Below are 26,972 nucleotides of genomic sequence, written 5' to 3'. Positions count from 1 at the left end.
CTGCCGCTGCGTCAAGGGTTTTGGGAGCGTCCGGGTCGCGCGCGCTTTGTTCGGACCCACCATCATGTCTGTATAATGCAACTGGATTCATGGCCGGTGTGAGACCGCCATGGATTCCTGACAGGGGTGGACCTCATGAAAAAATTTCTCATTTTGGGCTTTATGGTTCTGGCGGCGATGGCGGGTGTCAATGGCGCCATTGCTGCCGAAAAAGTAACGGTTTTTGCGGCGGCAAGCATGAAGGAAGTGATCGACACTGCCGCTGCCAAGTTCGAGGCCAAGACGGGCACGAAAGTCACTTCTTCATTCGCTGCATCGTCGGCGCTGGCCAAGCAGATCGAGCAGGGCGCGCCCGCCAATCTCTTCATCTCGGCTGATCTTGACTGGATGGATTATCTCGAACAGCGCAACCTGATCGACAAGCCATCGCGCAAGGTCATTGCGGGCAACGCGCTTGTTATCCTGACCAAGAAGGACAAGGGCGACGCGGCTGAAATCCTGAAAGCCGGGCGTTTTGCCATGGGTGATCCCACAAACGTTCCCGCTGGAAAGTACGGCAAGGCAGCGCTGGAAACGCTGAAAATCTGGGATGAAGTCAGCAAGAATGCTGTGTTCACCGAGAATGTGCGTGCTGCGCTGGAATTTGTCAGCCGCGGCGAAGCCAATGCATCCATTGTCTATGCCTCGGATCACACCGCTGCGCCGGATCTGGTTGAGGCCTATCGTTTCGCCGATTCAACTCACAAGCCGATCCTCTATCCGGCTGCACTTGTTGGCAAGGAGCCATCGGCTGAAGGCAAGGCCTTCCTTGATTTCCTCGCCAGCGATGAGGGCCAGGAAATCATCAAGTCGAAGGGCTTTGTTGGCGCAGGCAAGGCGGGCTGATAGTGCTGGGTGAGGCAGAATGGGCCATTGTTCTTCTGTCGCTGAGGGTCGCGCTGGTCGCGATCCTCGTTGCCCTGCCATTTGCTTTCATCATTGCGTGGATTCTGGCGCGTTATTCCTTTTGGGGTAAGAGCCTCTTGCAGGCTGTCATCACCATGCCGCTGGTTATCCCGCCTGTGGTGACGGGCTATCTGCTTTTGGTGTGGTTTGGCGCACGCGGCACCATTGGCGGTTTTCTCAATGATATTTTCGGGCTGACCTTCGCGTTTCGCTGGACCGGCGCTGCGCTGGCTGCGGGTGTCATGGCCTTTCCCTTGCTGGTCCGGCCAATGCGTCTTTCCATTGAGAGCCTTGATCGCGGTCTTGAAGAGGCGGCGCGCTCGCTTGGGGCAGGGCGCGTTGTCGTCTTCTTCACGGTGACGCTGCCTCTGCTGTTGCCGGGTATATTGGCCGGTGCCGTACTCGGCTTTGCCAAAGCGCTGGGTGAGTTTGGCGCAACGATTACCTTTGTGTCGAATATTCCCGGTGAAACGCAGACCATGTCGCTTGCGATCTATTCCCTGCTGCAAAGCCCGAATGGTGATATCGCCGCCCTGCGGCTGATCCTCGTTTCGGTGGTGATCTCCATTGTTGCTGTTGTTGCCTCAGAATGGTTGCAGCGGCGCTTAAGCGGAGGGCGGTCATGAGCGATACGCTGTTCGTTTCGGTCAGTGGGCAGGTCGGATCGTTTCCGGTCGCTGCCGAGTTTACCGCAGGCGGCGGTGTCACCGCGCTGTTTGGAGAATCCGGCGCGGGCAAGACAACACTTCTGAAAATGATCGCTGGTGTGACACGTCCCAAACAGGGCCGCATCACCATCCGGGATCACGTGCTGTTCGACAGCGCCAACGGGATCAACCTGCCGCCGGAACAGCGGCGTATCGGCTATGTCTTTCAGGATGCGCGGTTGTTTCCGCATCTTTCAGTCAAGACCAATTTGACCTATGCGCGCTGGGCCGGACGGCGCAGCGAGGGCTTGCCCTATGACAGGGTGGTGGCGCTGCTTGGGCTTGAGCATTTGCAGCAGCGCTCGCCGACAACGCTTTCGGGCGGTGAACGCCAGCGCGTTGCCATCGGGCGGGCACTGCTCTCCAATCCGTCACTGCTTCTCATGGATGAGCCGCTCTCATCGCTTGACCATAACAGGCGGCAGGAAATTCTACCCTTCCTTGAAACCCTGCGCGACGAGACCGGCTTGCCGATCCTCTATGTCAGCCATGAGATTGATGAGGTGGCGCGGCTGGCAGACGAGATCGTGCTGCTACAGGCTGGCCGCGTAACCGCAAGCGGGCCTGCCGAAACCATCTTCTCGCGGCTTGGAAGTCATGACGATGCGGGAGCGCTTGTTTCGGGCACCGTCACAGCAAGCGATGACGCCTTCGGGCTGACCTCGATTGATATTGGCGGTCATCCGTTTCAGATTGCCAAGCTCGGCTTTGCCGACGGGACCAAACTGCGGCTGCGCATAAGAGCGCGCGATGTTTCGATTGCCCGCGCGCTACCGGAAGCGATCAGCATTCGTAACATTTTGCCTGCGCGTATTGTTTTCATTACTACCAATGATGGCCCGGACTGTGATCTCACGCTCGATATTGGCGGCCAAACGATCAGCGCGCGGCTGACGCGCAAATCCGCCAGCGAGCTTGCTCTCAAGCAGGGCGACACTGTTTTCGCCCTGGTGAAAGCCGCTTCCGTCGATCGCGGCGTGTTGCGCGGCTAAAATTATTTCACGAGGAACCGCTCGATCCGCTCAATGGCGCGCACAATGTTTTCCTCGGAATTGGCATAGGAAAGCCGGATATAGCCCTCGCCGAGAATGCCGAAATCCGGGCCGCCGATCAGCGCCACACCCGCTTCATCAAGCAATGCGGCTGCGAGCTGCTTGGCGGGCCAACCGGTGTCCTTGATGTTGGGGAAGGCATAGAATGCGCCCTTCGGTGTGGCGCAGCTGATGCCCGGCAGGCTGTTCAGACCATCAACAACAATCCTGCGACGGCTATCAAAAGCGCGGCACATTTTTTCCACATCATCCTGCGGGCCATCAATGGCGGCAATACCGGCATATTGGCTCGGTGCATTGACACAGGACCAGCAATTGACCGCAAGCTTGCGCACCTTGTCATAAAGGCTATCGGGCCAGATCGACCAGCCCATGCGCCAGCCGGTCATGGCCCATGTTTTCGACCAGCCATTGAGAACAATCAGCCGGTCGCGAATGGAGGGGAAGGTCAGCAGCGAACAATGTTCCTCGCCATCATAGGTCATGACGTCATAAATCTCATCGGACATGATGGCGACGTGTGGGTGGGCTTCGAGGCCCTTTACCAGCTTTTCAATCTCGGATTTCGGCGTAACGCCGCCGGTCGGATTAGCCGGAGAATTGAGGATCAACAATCGTGTTTTGGGCGTGATAAGCGCCAGCGTTTCTTCAGCGGAGAAGGCAAAGCTGTTCTCTTCGCGGATAGGCACGGGAACCGGCGTTGCGCCTGTGAATTCAATCATCGAGCGATAGATGGGAAAGCCGGGGTCGGGGTAGAGAATTTCTGCACCGGGTTCGCCAAAAATCATGATGGCGGCAAACATCGTGACCTTGCCGCCCGGAACGATAATCACATTGTCAGGGGAGACTTCGACGCCTGTCGTGGTCAGCGTGCGCCGGGCCACAGCCTCACGCGCAGCGAGCAGTCCGGTTGCTGGCGTATAACCATGGTGGCCGTCTCTCAACGCCTTGATCGCCGCTTCGACGATATGTTCGGGTGTTCTGAAATCCGGTTGGCCGATCCCAAGATTGATGATGTCTTTGCCTTGGGAGGCGAGGGCCGTTGCGCGGGCGAGAACAGCAAAGGCATTTTCTTCACCAATACGGTCGAAACCGGAGATGGTACGCAGCATTATCTTGTCCTACATACAATTTATGACTTCAGCTTTGTGCTGCTCTGACTGTATGGAGTCAAATACTCATATGCAAAACAGGCCGCTATCATGATCGATCTCAAAGACTGGACGCCGCGCCCATCTCCTGCCCGTGAAACCATCGAGGGGCACTATGTCACCCTTGAGCCGCTGGATGTGGCCAAACATGGCGACGGGCTCTACGAGGCATCGAGTGTCGAGGATGCCGGAGACCGGTTTCGCTATCTGTTTGAAACCGCAGCAGGCGACCGCCCGGCTTTTGATGCCTGGCTGGAAAAAGTATCCGCCAGCAAGGACCCACTGTTTTTTGCGGTCATCGACAAGAAATCAGGCAAGGTTGCAGGCCGCCAGACTTTGATGCGGATCGATCCGACATTCGGCGTGATCGAAATCGGCAATATTTATTGGGGACCGCTGATCTCGCGCAAACCGGCTGCCACCGAAGCCCAATATCTCTTCGCGTCCTATATATTCGATACGTTGGGATATCGCCGCTACGAGTGGAAATGCAACAACGCCAATGAGCCGTCCAAGCGGGCGGCGGAACGTTTTGGCTTTACGTTCGAAGGTATTTTCCGCCAGCATATGGTGCAGAAGGATCAAAACCGCGATACGGCGTGGTTCTCGATTATCGACAGCGAATGGCCGGCGCTGAAAGCCGCCTATCAGGCGTGGCTGTCGCCGGATAATTTCGACGCGGATGGACAGCAGATCAAGCGGCTGGAGGATTTCCGCGCAAGGTAGTGCTTGCGTTCGGATGCAACGGAGCTACAAAGGCTGCGAATGCTGCCAGAAGAAAGACCCATGCCCGTGAGTGATCCCAAAACCCGCAACGCTGCCATCGCCGCAGCCTGTATCATGCTTGGTTTCGGTTTTGCCGCGTTCTACATGCCCACCATGATGCTGGCGCTGGGCGCCCATTCTCCTGCGTTGGCCGGTGTTTTCGGTGCGCTGTTTGTGTTTGGTTTTTTCGTTGTTTTCTGGCTGAGAGCGAGAAGGCAACGGCGTAAGGATTAGCTGGTTGGTGGGTAGTCAATAGTCAATAGTCAATAGTGTGTGGTTCGTGGTTCGACAAGCTCACCATGAGGGGCTTGGGTGGATGCAACGCTAATCGCCAATGTTGCAGAATATAGCACCCCTTCAACCTACCTCTCTCCGTCATCCTCGGGCTTGACCCGAGGACCCACAATTCAAAAGTGCTGAATATCCGGATTCATCTAATCTCCTTAGCCAAGGGTCCTCGGGTCAAGCCCGAGGATGACGGAGAGGTGGGTGGGTTGTCGACAGTCAAGTTCTGCAACATTGGTGATTAGCGTTGCATCCACCCAAGCCCCTCATGGTGAGCTTGTCGAACCACGAACCACGAACCACGCACTACTACTGACTACTCACCACCAAACACTCACTACTCTCTCTAAAACCGAATTGCGGCCGTCAGCAGCAACACACCGACCAGTACGATAAACAGTGCACCACCAACTTCGATCGTGTTCTGCACCCGGCTCGAAAGCGCTCCACCGCCGGAAATCTTCAACGCAACATTCTTCGCCATAACCGCGAGCGTTGCCAGCGTGGCAACTGTAATGAACGTGCCAAGTGCCATGGCGAAGACAGAAAGCACGCCGCCGAGCATCAGGCCGTTCAGCAATGAGAATGTCAGAACGATCAGTGCGCCGGAGCAGGGGCGCAGGCCGACGGCGACAATGGCGGCCCATGCGGTTTTCCAGTTGAACTCACCCGCCAGCATTGCCGGATCAGGCGCATGGGAATGGCCGCAGGTGGCGCAGACTTCGCCCGCTGCATGGTTGTGAGCGTGATCATGTTTATGATCGTGATAATCATGTGCGTGATTGGCGTGGCTGTGGACATGGGCAACCGGTGCATGCGCTGCATGGCTATGCCCATGATCGTGATCGTGGTGATCATGCCCGCAACCGCAATCATCGTCATGGCTGTGATGATGGTCATGATGGTGATCGGTCAGGACAGAGCCATGATCGTGTTTCTCAGGCACCAGATGCGCGACGCGCGGGCCAAACATCAGCGGCAGCTTGCGCCACAGCAGCGACAGGCCGAAGGCGATAATCAGCACGAAACTGGCGATTTCCATATAACGGGCCGCATCGTTCATTGACACGGTGGTGCCGCGCAGAACGAGCCAAGCCAGACCCACGATGAACAGTGCGGTAAGCGCCTGAAGCATGGACGAGGCAAAGGACAGGAGAATGCCGCGCTTCAGCGTGGTTTCATTGGCCAGCATGTAGGACGAAATGACCGCCTTGCCGTGGCCGGGCCCGACGGCATGCAGGATACCATAAAGGAAAGAGAGGCCGACGAGAACGGAAGCCTGCCACGGGTCTTCGCGCATGGCTTTCAGCGCATGGGTCATGGCCAGATAGAAATTGCGCTGCTGCAGGTTGATCCAGAGGATGATTTCAGCGAAAGGCCCGGTTGGCTGCATGGCCACTTCGTTCGAGCCAATACCCAGCGACGAGGTCTGCGCCAGCGCGTGACCGCCAAACAGAGCCGCAAGAACCAGCGCACAAACAAGGGTTGTTTTCCGCATCATCTTATCCTTTTGCCGGGCAGTCTATTTCCAGCCGGGTGGCGAAGATTTTCGACATATTAGTCCCAGTCGGGTCATTAAAGAAGGAGTCCGTCAATGTTGACTGATTGGCGGCAATTGCTTCATCCGGATTGGGTCGTACAACCTTTGACTTGCAGTTTGCAGGCATGCCGGTGACGTGAATATCCGTATCGTTAACGTAGTCGATGGCCGTGTAGAATGTCGGATCATAGACGCCGAAACTGGTTACCTTGCCGAGTTTCAACGGCTGTTTCGGTTTGCTCTCGAAGATGATCAGCAGCTGGTTGTTCTGGAAATCCGCAATCAGATGCTCCGGCGCGGCCATCACCACCTTCTTGTTATCCAGCATCACCGACTGGAAATAGTCGAATTCTGAAATCGATGAATTGATGGTATTGGCCAGTTCAGCGAGTTCTTTCTGGTCCAGTTGCAGATCGCCATTCTTGTCGAATTCGACAAGGACCGTGCTGGAAAAGAGATCGTCAAAACGCCAGACATGGCCGAGTTTCTGCACGGTCCCATCGGGGTTGATCGTCACGTCGAGGCGCGCTTCGGCAAAGACGTGCGGATGTACATACGCCGGTGTGGCGATCATCATTCCCAAGCTGAGTATTGCGACGAAAATCGCGAATCTTTGGTGCATTATTCCGCCCGTATCATGTGCGCAAAGGACATTCCGAACGTGTCGAAATTGGGACGATATAACATATTCATACCCTACGATTGTCCTTGAACCATTTTGCAAGATAGTCAACCAGCACGCGTACTTTTGCCGGAAGATAGCGGCGGTGCGGGTAAACCGCGTAGATGCCGCCATCGCGCAGCGAGAATTCATCGAGGACGCTGATCAGCCTGCCGCTTTCAATATCCGGTTTGGCAATGAAATCCGGCATGGAGGCAAAGCCAAGACCGGCAAGCACAGCGCGGCGGGTGGAAAGCGGGCTGTTGATTTCCATGCGTCCGGAAACCTGCACCGAAATTGTCGGGCCGTTCTCATTGTAAAACTGCCAGCTGTTGCGTGAGCGGTTGTTGGTGTCGATGATGCAGGGCAGGGATGCCAGTTGTTCAGGCCGTGTCGGTCGCCCGACGCGCTCGATCAGATCGGGCGAGGCGCAGAGCACGGTGCCGAAGGGGGCAATGCGTTTGGCGATCAGCGATGAATCCTGCAAACGCGTAATGCGGATGGCAAGGTCAAAGCCTTCTTCCACCAGATCGACAAAGCGGTCATCGAGGCGCACGTCAAGCACGATATCCGGCTGCTCGATGCAGAAATCGATCAGGCACTGGCCGATATCCGCATCCGCAAAGGTGCGGGGTGCAGAAACCTTGATCCGGCCTTTGACGTCGCTGCTCGATTCGCGCACCGTTTCCTGCAGGTTTTCCACTTCGCGCAGGATTTCGCTGGCGCGTTGGTAATAGGTGTGCCCTGCCTCGGTCAGTGAAAACTGTCGCGTGGTGCGGTTAAGCAGCAGCGCGCCAAGTTCATCTTCCAGTTCACGGACATATTTGGAGAGCAGCGCCTTTGACCGGCCGATCTTGCGCGCGGCGGCGGAAAACCCTTCCGCTTCCACCACATCGATATAGGCGCGCATGCGGGTGAGTGTGTCCATGTCAGGTCCTTGCTTCTGCTGATGACAGAATGGCGCTGCCAAGACGGATCAGGGCGCTGTCGCTGCCCTTGGGTCCAATGAGGGAAATGCCGAACGGTGCGCCGTGCACTTCGCCGAGCGGCAAGGTGATTTGCGGAAAACCGGAAAGGCCGGAGAGGCAAAGCAATCGCAGCGCTCGTTCGCGATAGGCTTGCAGGTCGTCAAATGTCGAGTTGACTAACGGAGCGGCACCGGGAACCGTTGGCAGAACCATCACGCCATCCTCTCTGAGCACATCGGCAAGCTCGCTGCGGAAAAGATCGCGGCGCTTTGTCTGGGCTTCATAGGTTTGCGCATCGATGGTCGAGCCATATTCGAACCGCTCTTTGACGCCGGGGCCAAGATGGCGATCTGCTGCCGATATCCATGCGCCATGGGCGGCCCAAGCTTCAAAGCCCTGTATCTGCCGGAAGCAGAGATAAAGATCATCCATCGAGGCTGTCGACTGGCGGGAGGACTTGGCATGGCCGAGATGCGCGGCGACATGCCCGTACATGGCGCGGAACGCCGCATCCTCAGCCTCGCCAAGCAGGTAGTGCTCCAAAAGCGGGATGAACAATGGGCGGTTGAGCTTGAAGTCGGTTTCATCTGGCCCGAGCAGGACTGCGCCCACTTTTTCATAGAGCGCCATATCCCGTGTGAACCAGCCGAAAGTGTCGAGAGACGGCGCGAGCGGCATGGCACCGCCAAGCGACAAGCGGCCATGGGTGGTGCGCAGGCCAATCAGCCCGCAGAAGCTTGCCGGTGCGCGGATGGAGCCGCCTGTATCCGATCCGATGGCGATGTCGGCTAGGCCGCCCGCCACGGCAGAAGCTGATCCCGAGGATGATCCGCCGGTCACCCGGCCGGGTGCCTTTGGATTGATAGGGAAGGGATAATGACTGTTCTGCCCCATCAGCGAAAAAGCCAGCTCATCCGTCTGTGTCTTGCCGATGAATTGGGCACCGGAATCCAGCAATTTCTGCACGGAAGGCGCGGTAATACTTGCGGCTGATTCGTGATTTTTCCCAGGATTGCCACATTGCGTCGGCAGGCCCGCAATATCGAAGATATCCTTGACGGCGAGCGTGTATCCGCTCAGCGGGCCTTCCACGGCGGGAAAGGCCTGAAAAGGCAGGTCCAGCAGGGCATTCAGGGGTGAAATCGTCTTCATCGTTCAATAATTCTATGTGATTTGAGTCCGTTTGTTCAATGAATAAAAAAAATTCGCAAATGCGAGATTTGTCATTGATTGGACACAAGTTTGGACTTATATCGCCCTTGCCCAAAGTCGCACGTGCCCCATGGGTGTCCGCCGATCCTCATTATGGTGAGGAAACGGTATGGTACCTGGAACTAACCCCTCCAGTCAGTTTGACGGCCTACTGCCAGACTGAGGACATCTTGAAGCAACGACGGTGCGGGCCTTTCTGGTGTCTTTCGGCTGTCCATAAGCCGGAATTACTGAAGAGGCACACCTTCATTGCCGGTAGTGCGGATGGGATCATCCAAACCAAGGCAGACAAAGCGGATCAACGCTGGCTTAGCGTAGATCCATCGCCGCATGAACTCGTCCGTGTTTCCAGCATCTCCAAAGGCTGGCTTCGCGTGAGATGGATTCATGCACTTTGTCCTGGCGATCATACGGGGGAGAAACCCCTGCGATCGCAACTTGTTAAGACGGCCGGAAGTGCCGTCACGATTGGAGACTCAAGATGGCTACACAGCGCATTCTCGATTTTATCAATACCCGACGCCCGAACGGCCCTTGCATGGTGCTCGACCTTGAAGTCGTGCGCGAAAATTTCCACAATTTCGAGATGGCCCTGCCGGACTCGAAGATTTTCTACGCGGTGAAAGCCAATCCTGCGCCGGAGATTCTGCGCCTGCTGGCTTCGCTCGGTTCAAACTTCGACACAGCTTCGGTTGCAGAAGTCGAAATGGCGCTTGATGCCGGTGCATCGGCTGACCGTATTTCCTTCGGCAACACGATCAAGAAGGAACGCGATATTGCGCGCGCTTTCGAACTCGGCATTCGCCTGTTCGCTGTCGATTGCGTTGAGGAAGTCGAAAAGGTTGCCCGTGCAGCCCCCGGCGCCCGCGTATTCTGCCGTGTCCTGACCGATGGTGCCGGTGCCGAATGGCCGCTGTCGCGCAAGTTTGGTTGTGTGCCTGCCATGGCTGTCGATGTTCTGCGCGTTGCCCAGAAGCTCGGCCTCGATTCCTACGGCGTTTCGTTCCATGTGGGTTCGCAGCAGACAGATCTGGCTGCATGGGACCGCGCATTGGGCGATGCCAAGCAGGTTTTCGATGCGCTTTCCAAGGAAGGCATCACACTGAAGATGGTCAATATGGGCGGTGGTTTCCCGACCCGTTACCTCAAGGATGTGCCAACCGCACAGGCCTATGGACAGGCTATTTTTCAGGCGCTGAGCAAGCATTTCGGCAACCGTCTGCCAGAGACCATCATTGAACCCGGCCGCGGTATGGTCGGCAATGCCGGTGTCATCAAGGCTGAGGTTGTGCTGGTTTCGAAGAAGGCTGCCAACGACAATGTTCGCTGGGTCTATCTCGACATCGGCAAGTTCGGTGGCCTCGCCGAAACCATGGACGAAGCCATTCGCTACCAGATCACCACCCCTCGGGATGGCGATCGCAGCGAACCTTGCGTTCTGGCTGGCCCGACCTGCGACTCCGCTGATGTGATGTACGAAAAGAACCCCTATCCGCTCCCCGTTTCGCTGACCATCGGCGACGAGGTGCTGATCGAGGGAACAGGGGCCTACACCACGACCTATTCCGCTGTTGCCTTCAACGGCTTCGAACCACTCCGATCATACGTCATCTAAACCGGTTTTGAACCCGGTTGAGAAGGTCTGCCCGGGATCACTCCGGGCAGCGATGACCCACGACATGACCAGATTGGTTTAAGACAATGAGTGCAGCAGAAAATATCGAACAGAACCTGGTTCCCGACGGACTCTATTTCGCCGGTGCCGGAGCCTATGCCATCGTCAACGAAGTGCCGCAGGACGAAAAAGCCCGCGAAGACCTGCTTGATCGCGCCATGGGCGAGGGCCGTCGCCGCAAGTCGTCGGAAAAGCTGCGTCGCGGCCGTCTGCCGTCGGAAGGCCTTGCCTTTTCCGCGCGCGGTGCCGGTGGTGCCTTGCTTGGAACAGTACGGCTCTGGGACATTCAGGCCGGCCATGATGCCTCGGGCAAGGGCGTGCGCGCGCTGCTGCTCGGACCGCTCGCCGTTGATCCCGGGACAAAGGATCTGGGCATTGGTTCGGCGCTGATGCGCCATGCGATCAAGGAAGCCGCGCGTCTCGGACACGGCGCCATCATTCTGGTTGGCGATCCTGAATATTACGAGCGCTTTGGCTTTACCGGCGCAAAGACCGCAGGTCTTGCCATGCCCGGTCCTGTCGAGCGTCGCCGTTTTCTGGCGCTTGAGCTGAAGCCGGGATATCTCGACGGTGCCAAGGGCCTTTTGACATCCAAGGGCCGCCGCTCGTCGCGTGCCATGCGGATCATTCCGGTCTCGCTGCGGTTCTCCGCCTGAACGGAATTAAGGCTTTGTGAAACTGATCGGGTCCCCGTTGAAAAACGCGGACCCGTTTTCATTCAAACTTACACCATTCAGGAGGCTGAGAGGGCATTCTCCAGCCTCGGTGTTTTCAACCGCCGCGAAGGCTCGGTTTGGTGCAGATGCACGGCAAGAGTATCCCATGGCGGACTGATGGAAATCTGAGCGAGAAGGCGTCCCCCTTCACCACGATGATAGCCGCCGTGGGTCACGACATGTGCGAGCATTTCTTCACGCGACATGCAGCCGCGATCTCCATCGGTAAATGTAAAGGGCACAGATTCACTCAGCTGTTCCGGCGTCACGGTCTCCAGATATTGGAGATACCAGCGATCCGATGCCGCAACAGCAGCACGCAAGTCCGGTAACAGGGGCGTATCAGCCGTGTTGTCTGAAGTATAGTTATGCTTGGTGCCGACGAGATGCGCTGCAAATATCCGGTTCACCACATGGCAGTGATTGATCAGCCGTATAACCGTATGCAACTCTTCCTGATGCAATAAAGGGTCGATGCTCTCGATTTTATCCAGCAGATCGTTATTGGCCCAAGCCTGATAGCGGAAAAGGGTGTGGAGCAATGTTGAAGCGCTCATGGTGATGTCCTTCCGTTCCCATGAAAAATGTGAGTAATATGCTCGTATCTTCATAGAACGAGGTGCGCATGTCTACTCGCATTCCCCCTTCGCCACATCAGGCGGAAAAAGAACCTCCGGCGATGCGAAAGGAGCCACGACAGGCGCGTTCGCGTGCGACCGTCGAGGTTATCATACGGGCAGGCGCTCGCGTTCTGGGCGATCGGGGCTTTGATGGGTTTACGACCAATGAGGCAGCAGAGATCGCAGGCGTCAGCATCGGTTCGCTGTATCAGTATTTTCCGGATAAGCTTTCGCTGATTGATGCCATCCGTCGTCGCCACCTTGATGATGTCCTTACTGTGCTGCGCGGAACGGGGCAGGACAACCGATCCCTCAAAGAACTTGCGGGAGAACTCGTTGACGGCATGATCGCTGTACACAGCATCCAGCCCGCGCTTCATCGGGTGCTGCTTGATGAGGCGCCGCGATATGAGGGCGCAAGATCAATACATGGCCTCTTTGAGGCTGAGTATATGGATCGCTACAAGGCGATTATCACGGCCTTCGGCACGCGCCAGAGCGGCGCAACCATTGATGTCGCGGCACAGGTATTATCCTCGGCAGTGGAAGGAGTGATTCACAATGCCGTGCGAAGGGGAATGCTGAAATCACAGGAATTGAGACAGGAACTTGTTCACCTGATCTGTTCCTATCTGCGCTGATCCGTGACGTGAGACAGAGGCTCCATCTTCCGATGGAGCCCCGCAAAAGTCGGTTCTTGTTAGCGCGCCAGAAACGCCTGTATCGCGCCGATCTCGCTTTGCTGGATTTCATGGCCGCCCGGATGCCAGGCAATATGGACATCGGTTCCCTGTGCGGTGAGATAATTCGATAGAGCCTGTGTCTGGGCTGGCGGGCAGATCGGGTCGCGTTGTCCCGCTGTGATAAGCACGCGCTTTCCGGCAAGTTTTGGCTGCGGCGCTGGCGTCCACGGAATCAGCGGATGCATCAGGATGGCTGAATCGAACAGTTCAGGTTCTTCCAGCATCACCGAAGCCAGAATATTGGCACCGTTCGAATAGCCAAGGCCGATTGTGTTTGATGGAGTGGCTGTATCCTTATGCGCCCTGACGAAATCCGCCATTGCGCGGGTCCGGGTGGCAAGATCAGCCATGTCATAAACGCCCTCTGCCGTGCGCCGGAAGAAGCGCGAAGCGCCGTGTTCCGAAACATCGCCGCGCGGCGAAACAATCCCGGCTGACGGGATTAACCGCTGAGCGAAATCAAAGAACTGGTTTTCATCGCCGCCGGTGCCGTGAAAGACGAAGAAGAGCGGGCTGTTCGGCTCTGCGGCTGAATGGATACGATGCTGATAGGAATTGGCAGACATGTCGTGCCTTTCCGGCCATGTTTTAGGGCCATGCTTCATGGGTGTGTTTGTTGATTGAGATATGGAGCGGGAAAGAGTTCGAGGGAAGTTGTCTGCTGTTTGATGGATTGTCTATGTGGTGGAGACAGTGGGGGAATATTGGCGTCGAATTATTGACATCTTACCCAGGATAACCCGCTGCACAATCGCATGGTTCGCCTTTCGACAAGCTCAGGAGTTCACTATGGAAACATACCACTCCCGTCATCCTCGGGCTTGACCCGAGGACCCACGCAAAGGGCTTTCAACGAATCTAGAGCTTGGCGCTTTTGAATTTTGGGTCCTCGGGTCAAGCCCGAGGATGACGGAGATGGGTGGATGTCGGGAATCGAGCCCTCCAACATTTACGCTTGTCGTTGCAACCCACCTCTCTCCCTCATGGTGAGCTTGTCGAACCACGCACTAAGGTGCTGCTACTTAGGAGTTAGTGGCATAGTAGATGTCTTTTTTTGTCCGCTTCTCGTCCTGTTCATGCGTATCATCCGCTTGAATCGAGCCTTATTGTCAGTGTATCAACACACAGGAGATGACAAAAATGTCCGCAGATACTGCTCTTATCGTTATTGACGTGCAGGAATCCTTTCGCCAGCGCGGTTACTGGAACGAAGTTGAGGCACAGCCTTTCATTGCCAATATCCAGCGGTTGATTGATGGTGCGAAGGCGAGGGGCCTGCCTGTTATCCAGATTTTTCACGTCGACGGCGATGGTCCATTTGCGCTTGATTCAGGCTTTATCAAGCCGTTGGCACCGGTTTCGCTTGAAGCGGATGTCGTGTTCAACAAGGCCCGCCACAGCGCGCTTGTTGGCAGCGGGCTTGACGTCTGGTTGACGGAAAATCGTATCCGTAAGCTGCTGGTATCAGGTATCCGCACGGAACAGTGTTGTGAGACGACGACGCGTCATGCATCTGACAGTGGCTACGAGGTTGATTTCGTCTCCGAGGCAACGCTGACCTTTGCCATGACCAATGCGGCGGGGCGTACTTTTAGTGCCGATGAAATCCGGGCGCGCACGGAACTGGTATTGGCCGGGCGCTTTGCACGCATTGTGACGGTTGATGAAGCCCTTGATGGAGTGGAGCGCGCGATAGCCGCATGAGTGCTGACGAGCCGAAGCATATCGAGGTTCTGGTGGTGGTGCCCGCAAGGGCGCTGCTGCTGGATATTGCCGGGCCGATTGAAGTTCTGCGCAAAGCCAATCTTGAGCAGAGTAATGTGCATTTCGATGTGCGCTATGTCGGCCCGCTGGCAAATGTGACCTCATCCATCGGATTGACGATCAGCGGCATAGCACCCCTACCGGACAAGGTGTCCGATGATGCCATGATTATTCTGGCAGGTGATGCGACTATATTGCTCGACACTCCGGCCAGTCTGGAAGCTGAGGCGCAGGGGCAGGGCGATACGGAAATTATCGATTGGCTGAAGGCGCATGTGGGTGAAAGCCAGAAGCTGGTATCGATCTGTTCAGGCGCACTCCTGGCGGGACGCGCCGGTCTGTTTGATGGTCGGGCCTGCACCAGCCATTTTGGCTCCGTCGATGAATTACGCGAACTGGTGCCAACGGCCCGGGTGTTTGATAACCGGCTTTATGTCGAGGATGGCAATCGCTATTCAAGCGCCGGTATCACCGCGGGAATCGACCTGATGCTGCACCTTGTCAGCCAGATTGTAGGGCCTGCCTGTGCCGTGGCCGTTGCACGCTTTCTTGTGGTGTATTTGCGGCGCAGCGGCAGCGACCCGCAATGGTCGCCGTGGCTTGATGGGCGCAATCATATCCATCCGGCCATCCACAGGGTGCAGGACAGACTGGCCGCTGACCCCGCGCAGCGCTGGTCGCTGGAGAGTTTGGCTGATATCGCCGCAACCAGCCCGAGGCATCTGTCGCGATTGTTTAATGAACATGCGGGGATGAGCATCCCTGATTATCTCAATGGTCTGCGCATAGCGCTGGCACGGGAAATTCTCGGTCATTCCAGACTTGATATGGAGAGTGTGGCTGAGCGCACCGGCTTTGCCTCGGCACGGCAATTGCGCCGCGCCTGGGGCCGCGTTCATGCCATGCCACCAAGTTCAGTGCGTGGACCGCTGTAGAACTGTGATTCGTGGTTCGATATGACAACCGTGAGGGAAAGGGATGAGCTACAAGCCAACCTTCTCCTTTGGAGATCTCTCTCCGTCATCCTCGGGCTTGACCCGAGGACCCACGGCTAAGAGGCTCAAACGAGCCCGGATGTCTGCGCTTTCAATTGATGGGTCCTCGGGTCAAGCCCGAGGATGACGGAGAGGGGTGCGGTAGGGGGGTCAAGTTCTGCACCGCTTCCGATTGGCACTGCAACCCACCTCTCACCCAATATCAGACCATGGACCGTGGAAATCACCGCCCTTGTCCACACGTTTGAAGCCATGCGCGCCAAAAAAGTCCCGCTGGGCCTGAATGAGATTGGCCGTGCCACGTGCCTGACGGTAGCCATCGAAATAGCTGAGGGCGGCGGCGAGTGCAGGGGTGGGCAGACCGGCAAGGGCCGCTTTTGCCACCACATCGCGCAGGGCGTTCGAAGCGGTTTTCATGCGTTCGACGAAGGAAGGGGCGAGCAGCAGATTGTCCTGTCCGCCGCCGGCGAAAGCCGAGGCGATTTCATCGAGGAATTGTGAGCGGATAATGCAACCCGCGCGCCAGATTTTGGCTGTGGTGTCGAGCGGGATATTCCAGCCATGCTCTGCCGAAGCACCGGACATCACGGCAAAGCCTTGAGCGTAGGCGGCGATTTTACCCGCGAGCAGGCCCTGTTCCAGTGCATCGATGAATGACTGGTCGGTGCCAGCGAGCTTTGGTGTGCCGAGCGACGCATAGGCTTTTGCCGCCTTGGCACGTTCGCCGCCAAGGGCGGAAATGGAGCGGGCGGCAACGGCGGCTTCAATGCCGGTGGCGGGAATGCCGAGCATTTGCGCCTCAATGGCCGCCCAGCGGCCGGTGCCCTTCTGGCCCGCGCTGTCGACGATGATTTCGACGGCTGGTTTGCCGGTATCCTTGTCGGTCGCGGCAAGAACTTTTGCGGTGATCTCGATGAGGTACGAATTGAGCGGGCCTTTGTTCCACTTGTCGAAAATCTTGCCGATCTCGGCAGGTGCAAGGCCGAGGCCATCGCGCAAAATGCCGTAGATTTCGGCGATCATCTGCATGTCGGCATATTCAATGCCATTGTGGATCGTCTTGACGAAATGACCTGCGCCATCGGGGCCGAGCAATGCCGAACAGGATTCGCCTTCATATTTTGCCGAAATCGCGGTTAGTACAGGCTCGATGCGCGCATAGGATTCGGGCGTGCCGCCAACCATGATGGACGGGCCATGGCGTGCGCCTTCTTCACCGCCGGATACACCCATGCCGACGAATGTCGGATCGTTGGCGCCGAGTTCCTTCAGGCGGCGGACAGTATCGTGGAAGTTGGCATTGCCCGCGTCGATGATGATATCTTCCTTGGCAAGGAACGGTTTTAGCGCGGCGATCTGCTCATCAACGGCGTCGCCAGCTTTCACCATCAGGATGATCGGGCGTGGTGCGCGGATGTTCTTGGCGAGTTCCTCCAGCGTTTCGCAAGGAATGATCTTGTCTTTGAGCGCGCCTGCTTCCTGATGGAAGGCGTGGGTCTTTTCGACCGTTCTGTTGAAAACCGCGACGCGATAGCCGTTTTCGGCGATGTTGAGCGCCAGATTGGCACCCATGACGCCAAGGCCGATCAATCCAATGTCAGCTTGCTGCATGATTATGTCCTTGCTTTATTCGATTCGAACGCGGGCGCTTGGGGGAACCCCGGCCCGGGTGAACATTTGTATATCAATGTGCTATTCGAGCAATGACAATCTCAGCCATCACGCAACTGTTCCATGTCGCTGATGCGCTCGGCGCTGCTGTTTTGCAGCTTCTGCGTCACCCCGGCAATCAGTGTTTCAGCCATGAGAAAAAGCGTGGTGGAGGAGTCCCATGGCGAGGGCACTGCCGTGCGTCCCGCAATCACATGGCGGGCAAAACGGGCGATGGGTGAGAGCCACTGATCGGTGATCAAAACAATTTCCACGCCGCGTGCCTGTGCCTTCTCGGCAAAGCGGATAAGGCTGTCCTGATAGCGTCTGATGTCGAAGATAACGAGGACATCCTTCTTGCCCATATCGATCAGCTGATCGCGCCAGTTGCTTTCCTGTCCCGTGAGATGGGTGACGCCGGAGCGGATGATTTTCAGGTGCGCCGCCATATAGATGGCGATTGGATCGGTGAAGCGTCCGCCAAGCAGATAGACATGGGTGCGGGTTCGGCTGAGTGCGTCTGTGACATCATCCAATTGCTGGGTGGAGAGGTGATGAAACGTTTCTCGGATGTTCTCGATGGCTGCTTCCATCAGTGGGTAGGCGGCGCCTTCCCTTGATGATTGAACGATTGTCGTGCGATTGAGTGGCGACTGAATCTGCGCCGCCAGTTCCTGTTGCAACGCCTGCTGAAACTCGGGGTAACTCTGGAAGCCGAGGCGTGAGACGAAACGCAGGATCGTCGGTGAACTCACCCCCGCCTGAGCCGAAAATTCGGCCACTGTGCGCAGGCCGATCAGCGGGTAGTTGGCGATGAGCGTCTGCGCGGCCTTGCGTTCCGAGGCCGACATGGCATCGATTTTCTCGCTGATCAGTTCGGAAATACTGGTCCCCATCAAACTTCTTTCGAACAGAGTTCAGAATCGCGATTTTCGCATTTGACAATTTTGTGACTTATGTATCAAATCATACGAGAGTGGAAATAAAAATACAAAATGTAATGTAAAGTACAAATTGCCGAAGAGGGCAAAATGGGATTATCGCAGGCCACGCAAAGTGTCTGGGAGCCGGTTCGGGTATCCAACCCCGATGGCAGCTCGCCGTTTATCATACTCTGCGATCATGCATCCAATCATATCCCCGCGCCATACGGTCGTCTTGGACTTGAGGCCGGTGATTTACAAAAGCATATAGCCTGGGACCCCGGTGCGCTGGGTGTCAGTCAGGTGATGAGCGCGCTGCTCGATGCGCCGCTGGTCGAATCCTGTGTGTCGCGGCTGATCATTGATTGCAACCGGCCGCTTGAGGCGCATGACCTGATCCCAGCTACCAGCGAACTCACCAGCGTTCCTGATAATGTGGATTTGGACGAGGCAGAAAAGCGGCGGCGCATAGCGCTATCGCATCAGCCCTATCATCAGGCGATTGAACAATTGGCAAAGGCGCGCGCGACGAAGGGTTTTCCAGCGCCTGTTTATGTCGCGGTGCATTCGTTCACGCCTGTCTATCGCGGCGTCGAACGCCCCTGGCACATCGGCATCATCCATGACGAATATGATCAGGTCGCCGCGCCGCTGATTGCGGGCTTGCAGGCACTGGATCAATTCTGTGTCGGTATCAACGAGCCCTATTCGCCCGCTGACCGGGTCTATTACACGCTGGAACGCCATGCCTCGGCGCATGGCCTTGCGGCGGTCATGATCGAGATCCGCAACGATCTCATCACCAATACAAAAGAAGAAAAAACATGGGCCGGGATACTCTCGGTCCTTTTGAAGGAAATTGCCCAAGGGCCGCTTTCCATAATGGGGAAGGCGGCAAACATACGCTGAATGACTGGTATCTGACGTTAGAAATCTCTCAAAAATAACGGGGAACGTGAGTACGATGACACACCAAGATTATACTGATGTTGATAAGTCGGAGGACACCAAAGTCCTCCACGGCATGGGATATGCCCAGGAACTGGAACGGCGCATGAGCCGTTTCTCGAACTTTGCCATTTCATTTTCGATTATCTGCATTCTGTCCGGCGGCATCAATTCGCTGGCGCAGGCAACCTCCGGTGCCGGTGGTGCTGCTATCGGCATCGGCTGGCCGCTCGGCTGTCTTGTCTCGGCGGTTTTCGCCATTGCCATGGCGCAGATCAGCTCGGCCTATCCGACAGCGGGCGGGCTTTACCACTGGGGCTCAATCCTCGGCAATCGCGGCACGGGCTGGCTGACCGCATGGTTCAACCTCCTCGGTCTCATCACGGTTTTGGGTGCCATCAATGTCGGCACCTACTACTTCTTTGTCGGTGCATTCGGCGGTTATCTCGGCATGGAAGATACGACAACGGTTCGTATCCTTTTCCTTGTCGTCCTGACCGGTATTCAAGCCCTGATCAACCATATGGGCATCGGTCTCACTGCCAAGCTCACGGACTTTTCCGGTTACCTGATCTTTGTAACCGCAATTGCGCTTTCCGTGGTGTGCCTCTCCGTCGCTGATACCTATGATTTTGCGCGGCTCTTCACATTCGGAAATTATTCGGGCCAACCAACAATGGCAGCGGATGGGACATTGACCGGCGCATCCGTCTGGCCAACCCTTTCGCAAAGCTGGGTATTCCTGCTTGGCCTGTTGCTGCCGATCTATACGATCACCGGTTATGATGCTTCGGCTCATACGTCGGAAGAAACCGTCAAGGCCGCCCATTCAGTGCCGCGCGGCATGATCTCCTCGGTGCTCTGGTCTGCTGTTTTCGGCTACATCATGCTGTGCTCGTTCGTGCTGATGCTGCCAAGCATGGACGCTGCTGCATCTCAGGGCTGGAACGTTTTCTTCTGGGCGATGAATGAACAGGTCAATCCGCTGGTGAAGGATATTCTCTACTTCCTGATCTTCATCTGCCAGTTCCTGTGCGGTCTTGCGACGGTGACGTCCGTCTCGCGCATGATCTTCGCCTTTGCCCGTGACAAGGGGCTTCCGGCTTCGAGCGTCCTCTCCAAGGTCAGCCCGAAATACCGCACGCCGGTCGCCGCCACATGGACGGGCGCAACGCTCTCCGTGCTGTTTGTCTGGGGTTCTTCGCTTGTGACGATTGGCGATACGCCTGTGTATACGATCGTCGTTTCCTGCACGGTCATCTTCCTGTTCTTCTCCTTCGCTATTCCGATTGCCTTGGGACTTTTTGCCTGGGGCACACCGAAATGGAACAAGATGGGACCATGGAATCTGGGTGAAGGCCTGTTCAAGCTGTTCGCTGTCCTATCGATCCTTGCCATGGCACTGATCTTCGTTCTTGGCATCCAGCCACCGAATGAATGGGCGCTCTATATCACCGTGGGCTTCCTTATCGTGACGGCCATTGTCTGGTTCGGCTTTGAACGCCGCCGCTTTCAGGGGCCGCCCATTGGCGATGCCGTGGCCAAGCGCGCCGCGGAAATCGCTGCTGCCGAAAAGGCTGTGGGTGAAAGAAGCTGATTGCAAGATGGGGCGACCGGCTTGCGCCGGTTGCCCTGACTTTTGACCCTGATCACATTTCTGCTTGAGGATAGATGATAATGCCCGGACATTGGAGTTTCGACGAATTAAAGCGCCACGTTACCAATGGCGAAATAGACACGGTGCTGGCCTGCTTCGTCGATATGCAGGGCCGCCTGATCGGCAAGCGCTTTCATGCGAGCTTTTTTGTCGAATCTGCCCATGACGAGACCCATGGCTGCAACTATCTTTTGGCCAATGATATCGATATGGAGCCGGTGCCCGGCTACAAGGCTGCCAGCTGGAAACAGGGCTATGGCGACTTTGTCATCAAGCCTGACCTTTCCACCATCCGCCATATTCCATGGCTGGAAAAATGTGCGCTGGTCCTGTGCGATATTCTCGATCATCACCATCATGAGGACCTCGCCCATTCGCCGCGCGCAATCCTGAAGCGTCAGCTCGCACGACTGAAAGAGCGTGGCTATCTCGCCTATTTTGCGTCGGAGCTGGAATTCTATCTCTTTGACGAAACCTATGAGAGCGCCCGGGCCAAACACTGGAAGGGCATGAGCACTGCTTCCCCCTACATTCAGGATTATGTGATCCAGATGACCACCAAGGAAGACGCCGTTATGCGCGCCATCCGCAATGGTCTGTTTGATGCGGGTATTCCTGTCGAAAATTCCAAGGGCGAGTGGGGTCCGGGTCAGGAAGAAATCAATGTGCGCTATGCCGAAGCGCTTGAAATGGCGGATCGTCATGTCGTCATGAAAAACGGCTGCAAGGAAATTGCCACCCAGATGGGCAAGGCGATCACCTTCATGGCAAAATATGATTATTCGCTGGCCGGTAGCTCCAGCCATGTCCACAATTCCCTGTGGAGTGCCGATGGCAAGACGCCGTTGTTCTTCGACAAGAATGCCGAACACACCATGTCGCCGCTAATGCGGCAATGGGTGGCGGGTCAGCTGAAATATGCCGATGATTTCACCTTCTTCCTCGCGCCCTACATCAACTCCTACAAGCGCTTTCAGGCGGGCACCTTCGCGCCGACGAAGAATGTGTGGAGTCTTGATAACCGGACAGCGGGTTTCCGCCTGTGCGGTGAGGGCACCAAGGGCATCCGCATTGAATGCCGTATCGGCGGTGCAGACCTTAATCCCTATCTCGCCTTTGCCGGTTTGATCGCCTCGGGTCTTGCCGGTATCGACGAGAAGCTGGAATTGGACAAGCCGTTCCAGGGCGACGCCTATGGTGGCGCAAAGCTGCGCGAAATTCCAAAAACTTTGCGCGAAGCCACCGACACATTGGCGAAATCCAAAATGCTCAAAACGGCACTCGGCGAAGATGTGGTCGAGCACTATGTGCATACGGCCAAGTGGGAACAGTTCGAATATGACCGCCGCGTCACCGATTGGGAGTTGCATCGCGGTTTCGAACGGTATTGAAGATCACACCAAAAGCCTGTCCCGCGATTTCAAGTTGCGGGACAGGTCCAGTTTTAAAAAAACACAGACTAGAGGTTTCCCCATGACCGAGACGGTCAAACTGATCACCCCCATTGACGGTTCCATTTATGCGGAACGCCCCATTGCAACTGATAAGGCGATTGATGCCGCTGTGGAAGCGGCGAAGCTGGCGCAGGTAAGTTGGTTGCAAACGAGCATTGCCGAGCGCGGCCAGCTCTGCCTTGCGGCACTGGATGCACTGCTTGCTATGAACGACGAGATCGTGCCTGAAATCGCATGGCAGATGGGCCGTCCTGTGCGTTACGGCGGGGAAAAGGGCGGCGTTGAAGAGCGCACGCGTTATATGGTCAAGATTGCTGAACAGGCGCTTGCGCCTATCATTGAAAACGACAGACCGGGCTTTCGGCGCTACATCAAGCATGTGCCGCTTGGCGTGGTCATGGTCATTGCGCCATGGAATTATCCATACCTCACAGCCGTCAACACGATCATCCCGGCGCTGATGGCTGGCAACACCGTCATCCTCAAACACGCGGCGCAGACGTTGCTTGTGGGTGAGCGCTTTGCGCAGGCTTTCGAAAAGGCCGGATTGCCGAAGGGTGTTTTCCAGAACATCGTGCTTGGCCATGCGCAGACCGAAAAGCTTTTGGGTTCGGGCCGCATTGATCATGTCAATTTCACCGGCTCCGTCGGTGGTGGGCGCGCCATCGAGAAGGCGGCTGCGGGGACATTCATGACGCTCGGGCTTGAGCTTGGCGGCAAGGACCCGGCTTATGTGTTGCCGGATGTCAATCTGGATCACGCCGTTGCCAATCTGGTCGATGGCGCTTTCTTCAACTCCGGCCAATGCTGCTGCGGCATCGAGCGCATCTATGTGCATGCGGATGTCTATGACCGTTTTGTTGACGGGTTTATTGACCTCACCAAGCAGTATGTGGTCGGCAATCCGCTGGATGCGGCAACGACTATGGGACCGATGGCGCAGACACGCTTTGCCGAACTGATCCGCGAGCAGAAGGCGGAAGCCTTGCGCAAGGGTGCAAAGGCGCATGTCAATATGAGCGTTGCCAATGACAAGGCGGGATCGCCCTATCTTGCGCCCGAAGTGCTCACCGGTGTTGATCACCAGATGAGTGTGATGCGTGAGGAAAGCTTTGGCCCCATTGTCGGCATTATGAAGGTGCGCAATGACGAGGAAGCCTTGGCGCTGATGAATGACAGCCAATACGGCCTGACGGCTTCGCTCTGGACCACCGACACGGACCGGGCTGCTGATATCGGCGACAAGATCGAAACCGGCACAGTCTTCATGAACCGCTGCGATTATATCGATCCCGCGCTGGTGTGGACCGGCGTCAAGGAAACCGGCAAGGGCGGTGCCATGTCTGCAATCGGTTATGGCAATCTGACCCGACCAAAATCCTTCCACCTGCGCGAAGCGATCTGACTTTCTGAAAGAGACACACAATGAGCAAACTGATTTCCAAATGGAACTATCCAACCACCGTTCGCTTCGGTGCGGGCCGCATCAAGGAACTGCCTGAAGTTCTCGAAGCAACCGGCATCAAGAAGCCGCTTTTCGTCACCGATCCCGGACTTGCCAAACTTCCCGTTGTGGCAAGCACGCTGAAAATCCTCGATGATGCGAAAATCCCCTATGGTGTTTTCTCCGAGGTGAAGCCAAACCCGGTTGAATCCAACCTGACCGCCGGTATTGCCGTGTTCAAAAAGGGCAAGCATGACGGCGTTATCGCCTTTGGCGGCGGCTCGGCGCTTGACCTTGGCAAGCTCATTGCCTTTCAGGCGGGCCAGACCCGGCCGGTCTGGGATTTCGAGGATGTCGATGACTGGTGGACGCGCGCCAATAGCAACGTGATTGCGCCGATCATCGCGGTGCCGACAACGGCGGGAACTGGCTCCGAGGTTGGCCGCGCCGGTGTCATCACCAATGAAGAGACCCACACCAAGAAGGTCATCTTCCATCCAAAACTTCTACCAGCGATTGTTATCGCCGATCCGGAACTCTCTGTCGGTATGCCAGCCTTCATTACGGCAGGCACTGGCATGGATGCGCTGGCGCATTGCCTGGAGTCTTATTGCGCACCGGGCTATCATCCGATGGCCGATGGTATCGCCGTTGAAGGCATTCGGCTTGTCTTTGAAAATCTGCCGAAAGCCTATGCCAATGGCAAAGATTTGACGGCGCGGGCGCATATGATGAGTGCCGCTGCGATGGGTGCTACGGCCTTCCAGAAAGGTCTCGGCGCGATCCATTCCCTGTCGCATCCGATCGGCGCGCTTTATGATACCCATCACGGCATGACCAATGCGGTGTTCATGCCCTATGTACTGGCGTTCAACCGCGATGCGGTGGAGGAGCGCGTTGGACGGCTCGCCAACTATATCGGCATCAAGGGTGGGTTCGATGGCTTTGCCAAGTCGATTATCAAGCTGCGCAAGGAGCTGAAAGTGCCGCACACATTGCCCGGCCTGATCAAGGATCTGAGCATGAGCAAGAAGCAGAAAGAGCTGATTGCCGACATGGCCATAGTCGATCCGACTGCGGGCGGTAACCCGGTCAAACTGACAAAGAAAGCAGCGCTGAAACTGCTGGATGAAGCGATTGAAGGCTGATTGAAGCCACGCGGAAGAACAAGCGAAAGGGCGCCGGGAGGCGCCCTTTTTTGTACAAGGATGAAGCCGCCATATGCGACTAGAGTCGTATAGTTTTTGTCGACGCATCTGATATTATTTTTGATGAAAAGAAGTGACAGAGGGTCTATCGAGACTGATGATCGGGATACGCAAAATTCCGCCTATATGGGGAAAGCTGCTGCTGTGCATAACATTCATGGCCGTCATGGGAGGCGCAACCTATTTGCAGGGTGATTCAGCCGGTCTTGCTCTGATAAAAACCCTTGCTTCTGGTCTCTACGTGGTTGTTACGATGGGTTGGGGGCGAACCGGTAAGAGCTTTTCGAAGTCCGATACCGAATCCTGGCCAAGACTGTTCATATACCGCTTTTTCGAGGCGCTGGCGTTTCCAGCGTGGTTTACCGTCTATGCTTGGAAACCCGGTTTACCGATTGATGAAACCCTCGAGACCTTTGGCATTTTCTTCGCAATTAACCTCGGTGTCATGCTGCTCATGGCAATTCCGCCACGCAAGCATTCAGCGGAATAAATCCGCAAGATCTTCATCACCGGCATTAAATTCGTCGACAGTTTTTGGCAGGTTGAGACCAGCAAGAATGTGCCGTGCTGCTCCAACACGCTTGGGAGCCGGAAATGGCATCAGTTTGGCAACGGGCATCCCATTACGCGTCAGAATGATTTCGCTCTCGCGGCCAAGCTCCAAGCTTTCCACCAGAGTTGATAATTGGGCCACAGCTTCAACGACGTCGATTGCAACCATGATGAAATCCGTTTAGCCGAGCACCAAATCGGTTATGTACATCGCGAGATTCACAGCTGGAACCGTGTGCTAATCGCTGGAAATTCCTAATGCTCCAGAACCAGCAAATCCTTGGCGGCGAGGCTGACCTTGACGTCTTCGCCCGGTGTGGGTGGGGGGGCGCTTGGGTTGTTGAACGTGTCGAACGAGACGATGTTTTCGCCAAGCGATGCGCGGATACGGATGACCGAGCCGAGGAAGTGCACGCTGTTGATGCGGCCGTCCAGTGTTGTTTCACGCTTGTCGGTTGCTTCGCCAAGACTGACGGCTTCCGGGCGCACGGCGAGGGAAATCTTATCGCCCGTTTTGTGGCCATTGAGGCGCTTCAAGCCAATCGAGACGTCCTTGCCGTCGACGGTAATAACGCCTGTTGCCGCATCGCGCACGACAGCATCCAGCGTGTTTAACGTGCCAACGAAGGAAGCGACGAAGCGTGTCGCCGGCTGGTTATAAATCTCGAATGGTGTACCGACCTGTTCGGCGCGGCCTTCATACATAACGACGATGCGGTCGGAGATCGACAGGGCTTCTTCCTGATCGTGGGTGACGAAAATCGTGGTGATGCCGAGCTTGCGCTGGATCGCGCGGATTTCTTCGCGCAGGGAAACACGGATTTTTGCATCGAGCGCCGACAGCGGCTCGTCAAGCAACAGAACCTGCGGCTTGGTGGCAAGCGCGCGGGCAAGCGCAACGCGCTGCTGCTGACCGCCTGACAGTTGATAGGGGAAACGTTCGGCAAGATGATCGAGTTTGATCAGCGACAACATCTCATGCACCGTCGCGTTGATTTCGGCTTGCGGCTTCTTGGCGACCTTCAGACCAAAGGCGACATTCTGCGCCACTGTCATGTTGGGGAAGAGGGCATAGGCCTGAAACACCATGCCGATATTGCGCTGGTTCGGCTTGAGGTTGACGACGTCCTTGCCGCCGATGCTGATGATGCCGGAGCTTGGCGTTTCAAAGCCGGCCACCATGCGCAGAACCGTCGTCTTGCCGCAGCCACTGGGGCCGAGGAAAGAGATGAACTCACCCTTTTCGATATCAAGATTGAAATCGTGAACCACCGTGGTGGCTCCAAAACTCTTTTTCAAATGGCTGATGGTGAGAAATGACATTGGCTGGTTTCCCG

Annotated in this window: 28 protein-coding genes; 16 read left to right on the top strand and 12 right to left on the bottom strand. The window is 56.3% G+C overall.

What is annotated here, in order from left to right; all coding sequences use genetic code 11:
* Positions 1 to 135 precede the first annotated feature (135 nt).
* From modA to modC, 3 genes are read left to right on the top strand one after another with little or no spacing between them, the layout of a single operon-like run.
* On the top strand, positions 136 to 885 hold the full coding sequence (modA, locus tag BLU05_RS05615; protein WP_091878227.1) for a molybdate ABC transporter substrate-binding protein: 750 nt from the start codon (positions 136 to 138) through the stop codon (positions 883 to 885).
* On the top strand, positions 882 to 1,571 hold the full coding sequence (gene modB / locus BLU05_RS05610; protein ID WP_175540533.1) for a molybdate ABC transporter permease subunit: 690 nt from the start codon (positions 882 to 884) through the stop codon (positions 1,569 to 1,571). Before modA ends, modB begins: the two co-directional genes overlap by 4 nt.
* On the top strand, positions 1,568 to 2,644 hold the full coding sequence (gene modC / locus BLU05_RS05605; RefSeq protein WP_091878225.1) for a molybdenum ABC transporter ATP-binding protein: 1,077 nt from the start codon (positions 1,568 to 1,570) through the stop codon (positions 2,642 to 2,644). Before modB ends, modC begins: the two co-directional genes overlap by 4 nt.
* 2 nt (positions 2,645 to 2,646) lie before the next feature.
* On the opposite strand, the gene BLU05_RS05600 is transcribed toward modC, so the two are convergent.
* Positions 2,647 to 3,816 (bottom strand): pyridoxal phosphate-dependent aminotransferase, encoded by a 1,170-nt coding sequence (locus BLU05_RS05600; RefSeq protein WP_091878223.1) that lies wholly within the window; start codon positions 3,814 to 3,816, stop codon positions 2,647 to 2,649.
* A gap of 90 nt (positions 3,817 to 3,906) precedes the next feature.
* Between BLU05_RS05600 and BLU05_RS05595 the strand changes: the two genes are divergently transcribed.
* Both BLU05_RS05595 and BLU05_RS05590 read left to right on the top strand, forming a co-directional pair.
* Positions 3,907 to 4,581, top strand: a complete 675-nt coding sequence (locus BLU05_RS05595; RefSeq protein ID WP_091878221.1) for a GNAT family N-acetyltransferase — start codon at positions 3,907 to 3,909, stop codon at positions 4,579 to 4,581.
* A gap of 66 nt (positions 4,582 to 4,647) precedes the next feature.
* On the top strand, positions 4,648 to 4,854 hold the full coding sequence (locus BLU05_RS05590) for a hypothetical protein (RefSeq protein WP_091878547.1): 207 nt from the start codon (positions 4,648 to 4,650) through the stop codon (positions 4,852 to 4,854).
* Positions 4,855 to 5,251: 397 nt separating this feature from the next.
* Here the strand turns inward: BLU05_RS05590 and BLU05_RS05585 are convergent, their stop codons facing one another.
* From BLU05_RS05585 to BLU05_RS26115, 5 genes are all read right to left on the bottom strand, one after another.
* The gene (locus tag BLU05_RS05585; protein WP_091878546.1) at positions 5,252 to 6,403 is read right to left on the bottom strand and encodes a nickel/cobalt transporter; all 1,152 of its coding nucleotides are present in this window, start codon (positions 6,401 to 6,403) and stop codon (positions 5,252 to 5,254) included.
* 4 nt (positions 6,404 to 6,407) lie between these two features.
* Positions 6,408 to 7,022, bottom strand: a complete 615-nt coding sequence (locus tag BLU05_RS05580) for a DUF1007 family protein (protein ID WP_280139030.1) — start codon at positions 7,020 to 7,022, stop codon at positions 6,408 to 6,410.
* 112 nt (positions 7,023 to 7,134) lie between these two features.
* Complete coding sequence (locus BLU05_RS05575) at positions 7,135 to 8,034, bottom strand: LysR family transcriptional regulator (protein WP_091878217.1); 900 nt, start codon at positions 8,032 to 8,034, stop codon at positions 7,135 to 7,137.
* A gap of 1 nt (position 8,035) precedes the next feature.
* Positions 8,036 to 9,226 carry an amidase gene (locus tag BLU05_RS05570; RefSeq protein ID WP_091878215.1) on the bottom strand — a complete coding sequence of 397 codons (1,191 nt, stop codon included), beginning with the start codon at positions 9,224 to 9,226 and terminating at the stop codon, positions 8,036 to 8,038.
* Between the two features lie 287 nt (positions 9,227 to 9,513).
* Positions 9,514 to 9,675, bottom strand: coding sequence for a hypothetical protein (locus BLU05_RS26115; protein WP_175540519.1), 162 nt, complete (start codon positions 9,673 to 9,675; stop codon positions 9,514 to 9,516).
* Positions 9,676 to 9,767: 92 nt separating this feature from the next.
* On the opposite strand from BLU05_RS26115, the gene odc2 reads away from it, so the two are divergent.
* Both odc2 and BLU05_RS05555 read left to right on the top strand, forming a co-directional pair.
* Positions 9,768 to 10,901, top strand: a complete 1,134-nt coding sequence (gene odc2 / locus BLU05_RS05560; RefSeq protein WP_091878211.1) for an ornithine/lysine decarboxylase — start codon at positions 9,768 to 9,770, stop codon at positions 10,899 to 10,901.
* A gap of 86 nt (positions 10,902 to 10,987) precedes the next feature.
* Positions 10,988 to 11,617: a GNAT family N-acetyltransferase gene (locus BLU05_RS05555; protein ID WP_091878209.1), complete on the top strand. Its 630-nt coding sequence runs from the start codon at positions 10,988 to 10,990 to the stop codon at positions 11,615 to 11,617.
* A 77-nt stretch (positions 11,618 to 11,694) separates the two neighbouring features.
* Here BLU05_RS05555 and BLU05_RS05550 read toward each other — a convergent pair whose 3' ends face one another.
* A complete protein-coding gene (locus tag BLU05_RS05550; RefSeq protein ID WP_091878207.1) occupies positions 11,695 to 12,234 on the bottom strand; it encodes a DinB family protein in 540 nt (179 codons plus the stop codon).
* 68 nt (positions 12,235 to 12,302) lie between these two features.
* Here BLU05_RS05550 and BLU05_RS05545 point away from each other — a divergent pair, with 68 nt between their 5' ends.
* The gene (locus BLU05_RS05545; protein ID WP_244518161.1) at positions 12,303 to 12,938 is read left to right on the top strand and encodes a TetR/AcrR family transcriptional regulator; all 636 of its coding nucleotides are present in this window, start codon (positions 12,303 to 12,305) and stop codon (positions 12,936 to 12,938) included.
* 59 nt (positions 12,939 to 12,997) lie between these two features.
* On the opposite strand, the gene BLU05_RS05540 is transcribed toward BLU05_RS05545, so the two are convergent.
* Positions 12,998 to 13,606, bottom strand: coding sequence for an alpha/beta hydrolase (locus BLU05_RS05540; protein ID WP_091878203.1), 609 nt, complete (start codon positions 13,604 to 13,606; stop codon positions 12,998 to 13,000).
* 574 nt (positions 13,607 to 14,180) lie between these two features.
* Here BLU05_RS05540 and BLU05_RS05535 point away from each other — a divergent pair.
* Positions 14,181 to 14,744, top strand: coding sequence for an isochorismatase family protein (locus BLU05_RS05535; RefSeq protein WP_091878201.1), 564 nt, complete (start codon positions 14,181 to 14,183; stop codon positions 14,742 to 14,744).
* Complete coding sequence (locus BLU05_RS05530; RefSeq protein WP_091878200.1) at positions 14,741 to 15,739, top strand: GlxA family transcriptional regulator; 999 nt, start codon at positions 14,741 to 14,743, stop codon at positions 15,737 to 15,739. The genes BLU05_RS05535 and BLU05_RS05530 overlap by 4 nt, the downstream gene beginning before the upstream one ends.
* Positions 15,740 to 15,991: 252 nt before the next feature.
* Here the strand turns inward: BLU05_RS05530 and gndA are convergent, their stop codons facing one another.
* The gene (gene gndA / locus BLU05_RS05525; protein WP_091878198.1) at positions 15,992 to 17,410 is read right to left on the bottom strand and encodes an NADP-dependent phosphogluconate dehydrogenase; all 1,419 of its coding nucleotides are present in this window, start codon (positions 17,408 to 17,410) and stop codon (positions 15,992 to 15,994) included.
* Positions 17,411 to 17,511: 101 nt separating this feature from the next.
* A complete protein-coding gene (locus BLU05_RS05520; protein WP_091878196.1) occupies positions 17,512 to 18,345 on the bottom strand; it encodes a MurR/RpiR family transcriptional regulator in 834 nt (277 codons plus the stop codon).
* 135 nt (positions 18,346 to 18,480) lie between these two features.
* On the opposite strand from BLU05_RS05520, the gene BLU05_RS05515 reads away from it, so the two are divergent.
* The 6 genes from BLU05_RS05515 to BLU05_RS05490 all read left to right on the top strand — a co-directional run bounded on the left by BLU05_RS05515 (position 18,481) and on the right by BLU05_RS05490 (position 25,573).
* Complete coding sequence (locus BLU05_RS05515) at positions 18,481 to 19,281, top strand: N-formylglutamate amidohydrolase (protein ID WP_091878194.1); 801 nt, start codon at positions 18,481 to 18,483, stop codon at positions 19,279 to 19,281.
* A 55-nt stretch (positions 19,282 to 19,336) separates the two neighbouring features.
* Positions 19,337 to 20,917, top strand: coding sequence for an amino acid permease (locus BLU05_RS05510; protein ID WP_091878193.1), 1,581 nt, complete (start codon positions 19,337 to 19,339; stop codon positions 20,915 to 20,917).
* Between the two features lie 80 nt (positions 20,918 to 20,997).
* Positions 20,998 to 22,368, top strand: a complete 1,371-nt coding sequence (locus tag BLU05_RS05505) for a glutamine synthetase family protein (RefSeq protein ID WP_091878191.1) — start codon at positions 20,998 to 21,000, stop codon at positions 22,366 to 22,368.
* Between the two features lie 82 nt (positions 22,369 to 22,450).
* A complete protein-coding gene (locus tag BLU05_RS05500) occupies positions 22,451 to 23,836 on the top strand; it encodes an aldehyde dehydrogenase family protein (RefSeq protein ID WP_091878189.1) in 1,386 nt (461 codons plus the stop codon).
* Between the two features lie 20 nt (positions 23,837 to 23,856).
* Positions 23,857 to 25,023 (top strand): iron-containing alcohol dehydrogenase, encoded by a 1,167-nt coding sequence (locus BLU05_RS05495; RefSeq protein WP_091878186.1) that lies wholly within the window; start codon positions 23,857 to 23,859, stop codon positions 25,021 to 25,023.
* 217 nt (positions 25,024 to 25,240) lie between these two features.
* Positions 25,241 to 25,573, top strand: a complete 333-nt coding sequence (locus BLU05_RS05490) for a hypothetical protein (RefSeq protein ID WP_139210404.1) — start codon at positions 25,241 to 25,243, stop codon at positions 25,571 to 25,573.
* On the opposite strand, the gene BLU05_RS05485 is transcribed toward BLU05_RS05490, so the two are convergent.
* Entirely contained in the window at positions 25,562 to 25,804 is a 243-nt protein-coding gene (locus tag BLU05_RS05485; RefSeq protein ID WP_091878182.1) for a type II toxin-antitoxin system Phd/YefM family antitoxin, read from the bottom strand. The genes BLU05_RS05490 and BLU05_RS05485 overlap by 12 nt on opposite strands.
* Positions 25,805 to 25,890: 86 nt before the next feature.
* Positions 25,891 to 26,958, bottom strand: coding sequence for an ABC transporter ATP-binding protein (locus tag BLU05_RS05480; RefSeq protein ID WP_091878180.1), 1,068 nt, complete (start codon positions 26,956 to 26,958; stop codon positions 25,891 to 25,893).
* Positions 26,959 to 26,972 lie beyond the last annotated feature (14 nt).

The sequence above is a fragment of the Phyllobacterium sp. OV277 genome, assembly GCF_900104355.1.
Lineage (GTDB): Bacteria > Pseudomonadota > Alphaproteobacteria > Rhizobiales > Rhizobiaceae > Phyllobacterium.
This window is presented reverse-complemented; position numbering and strand designations above follow the sequence as displayed.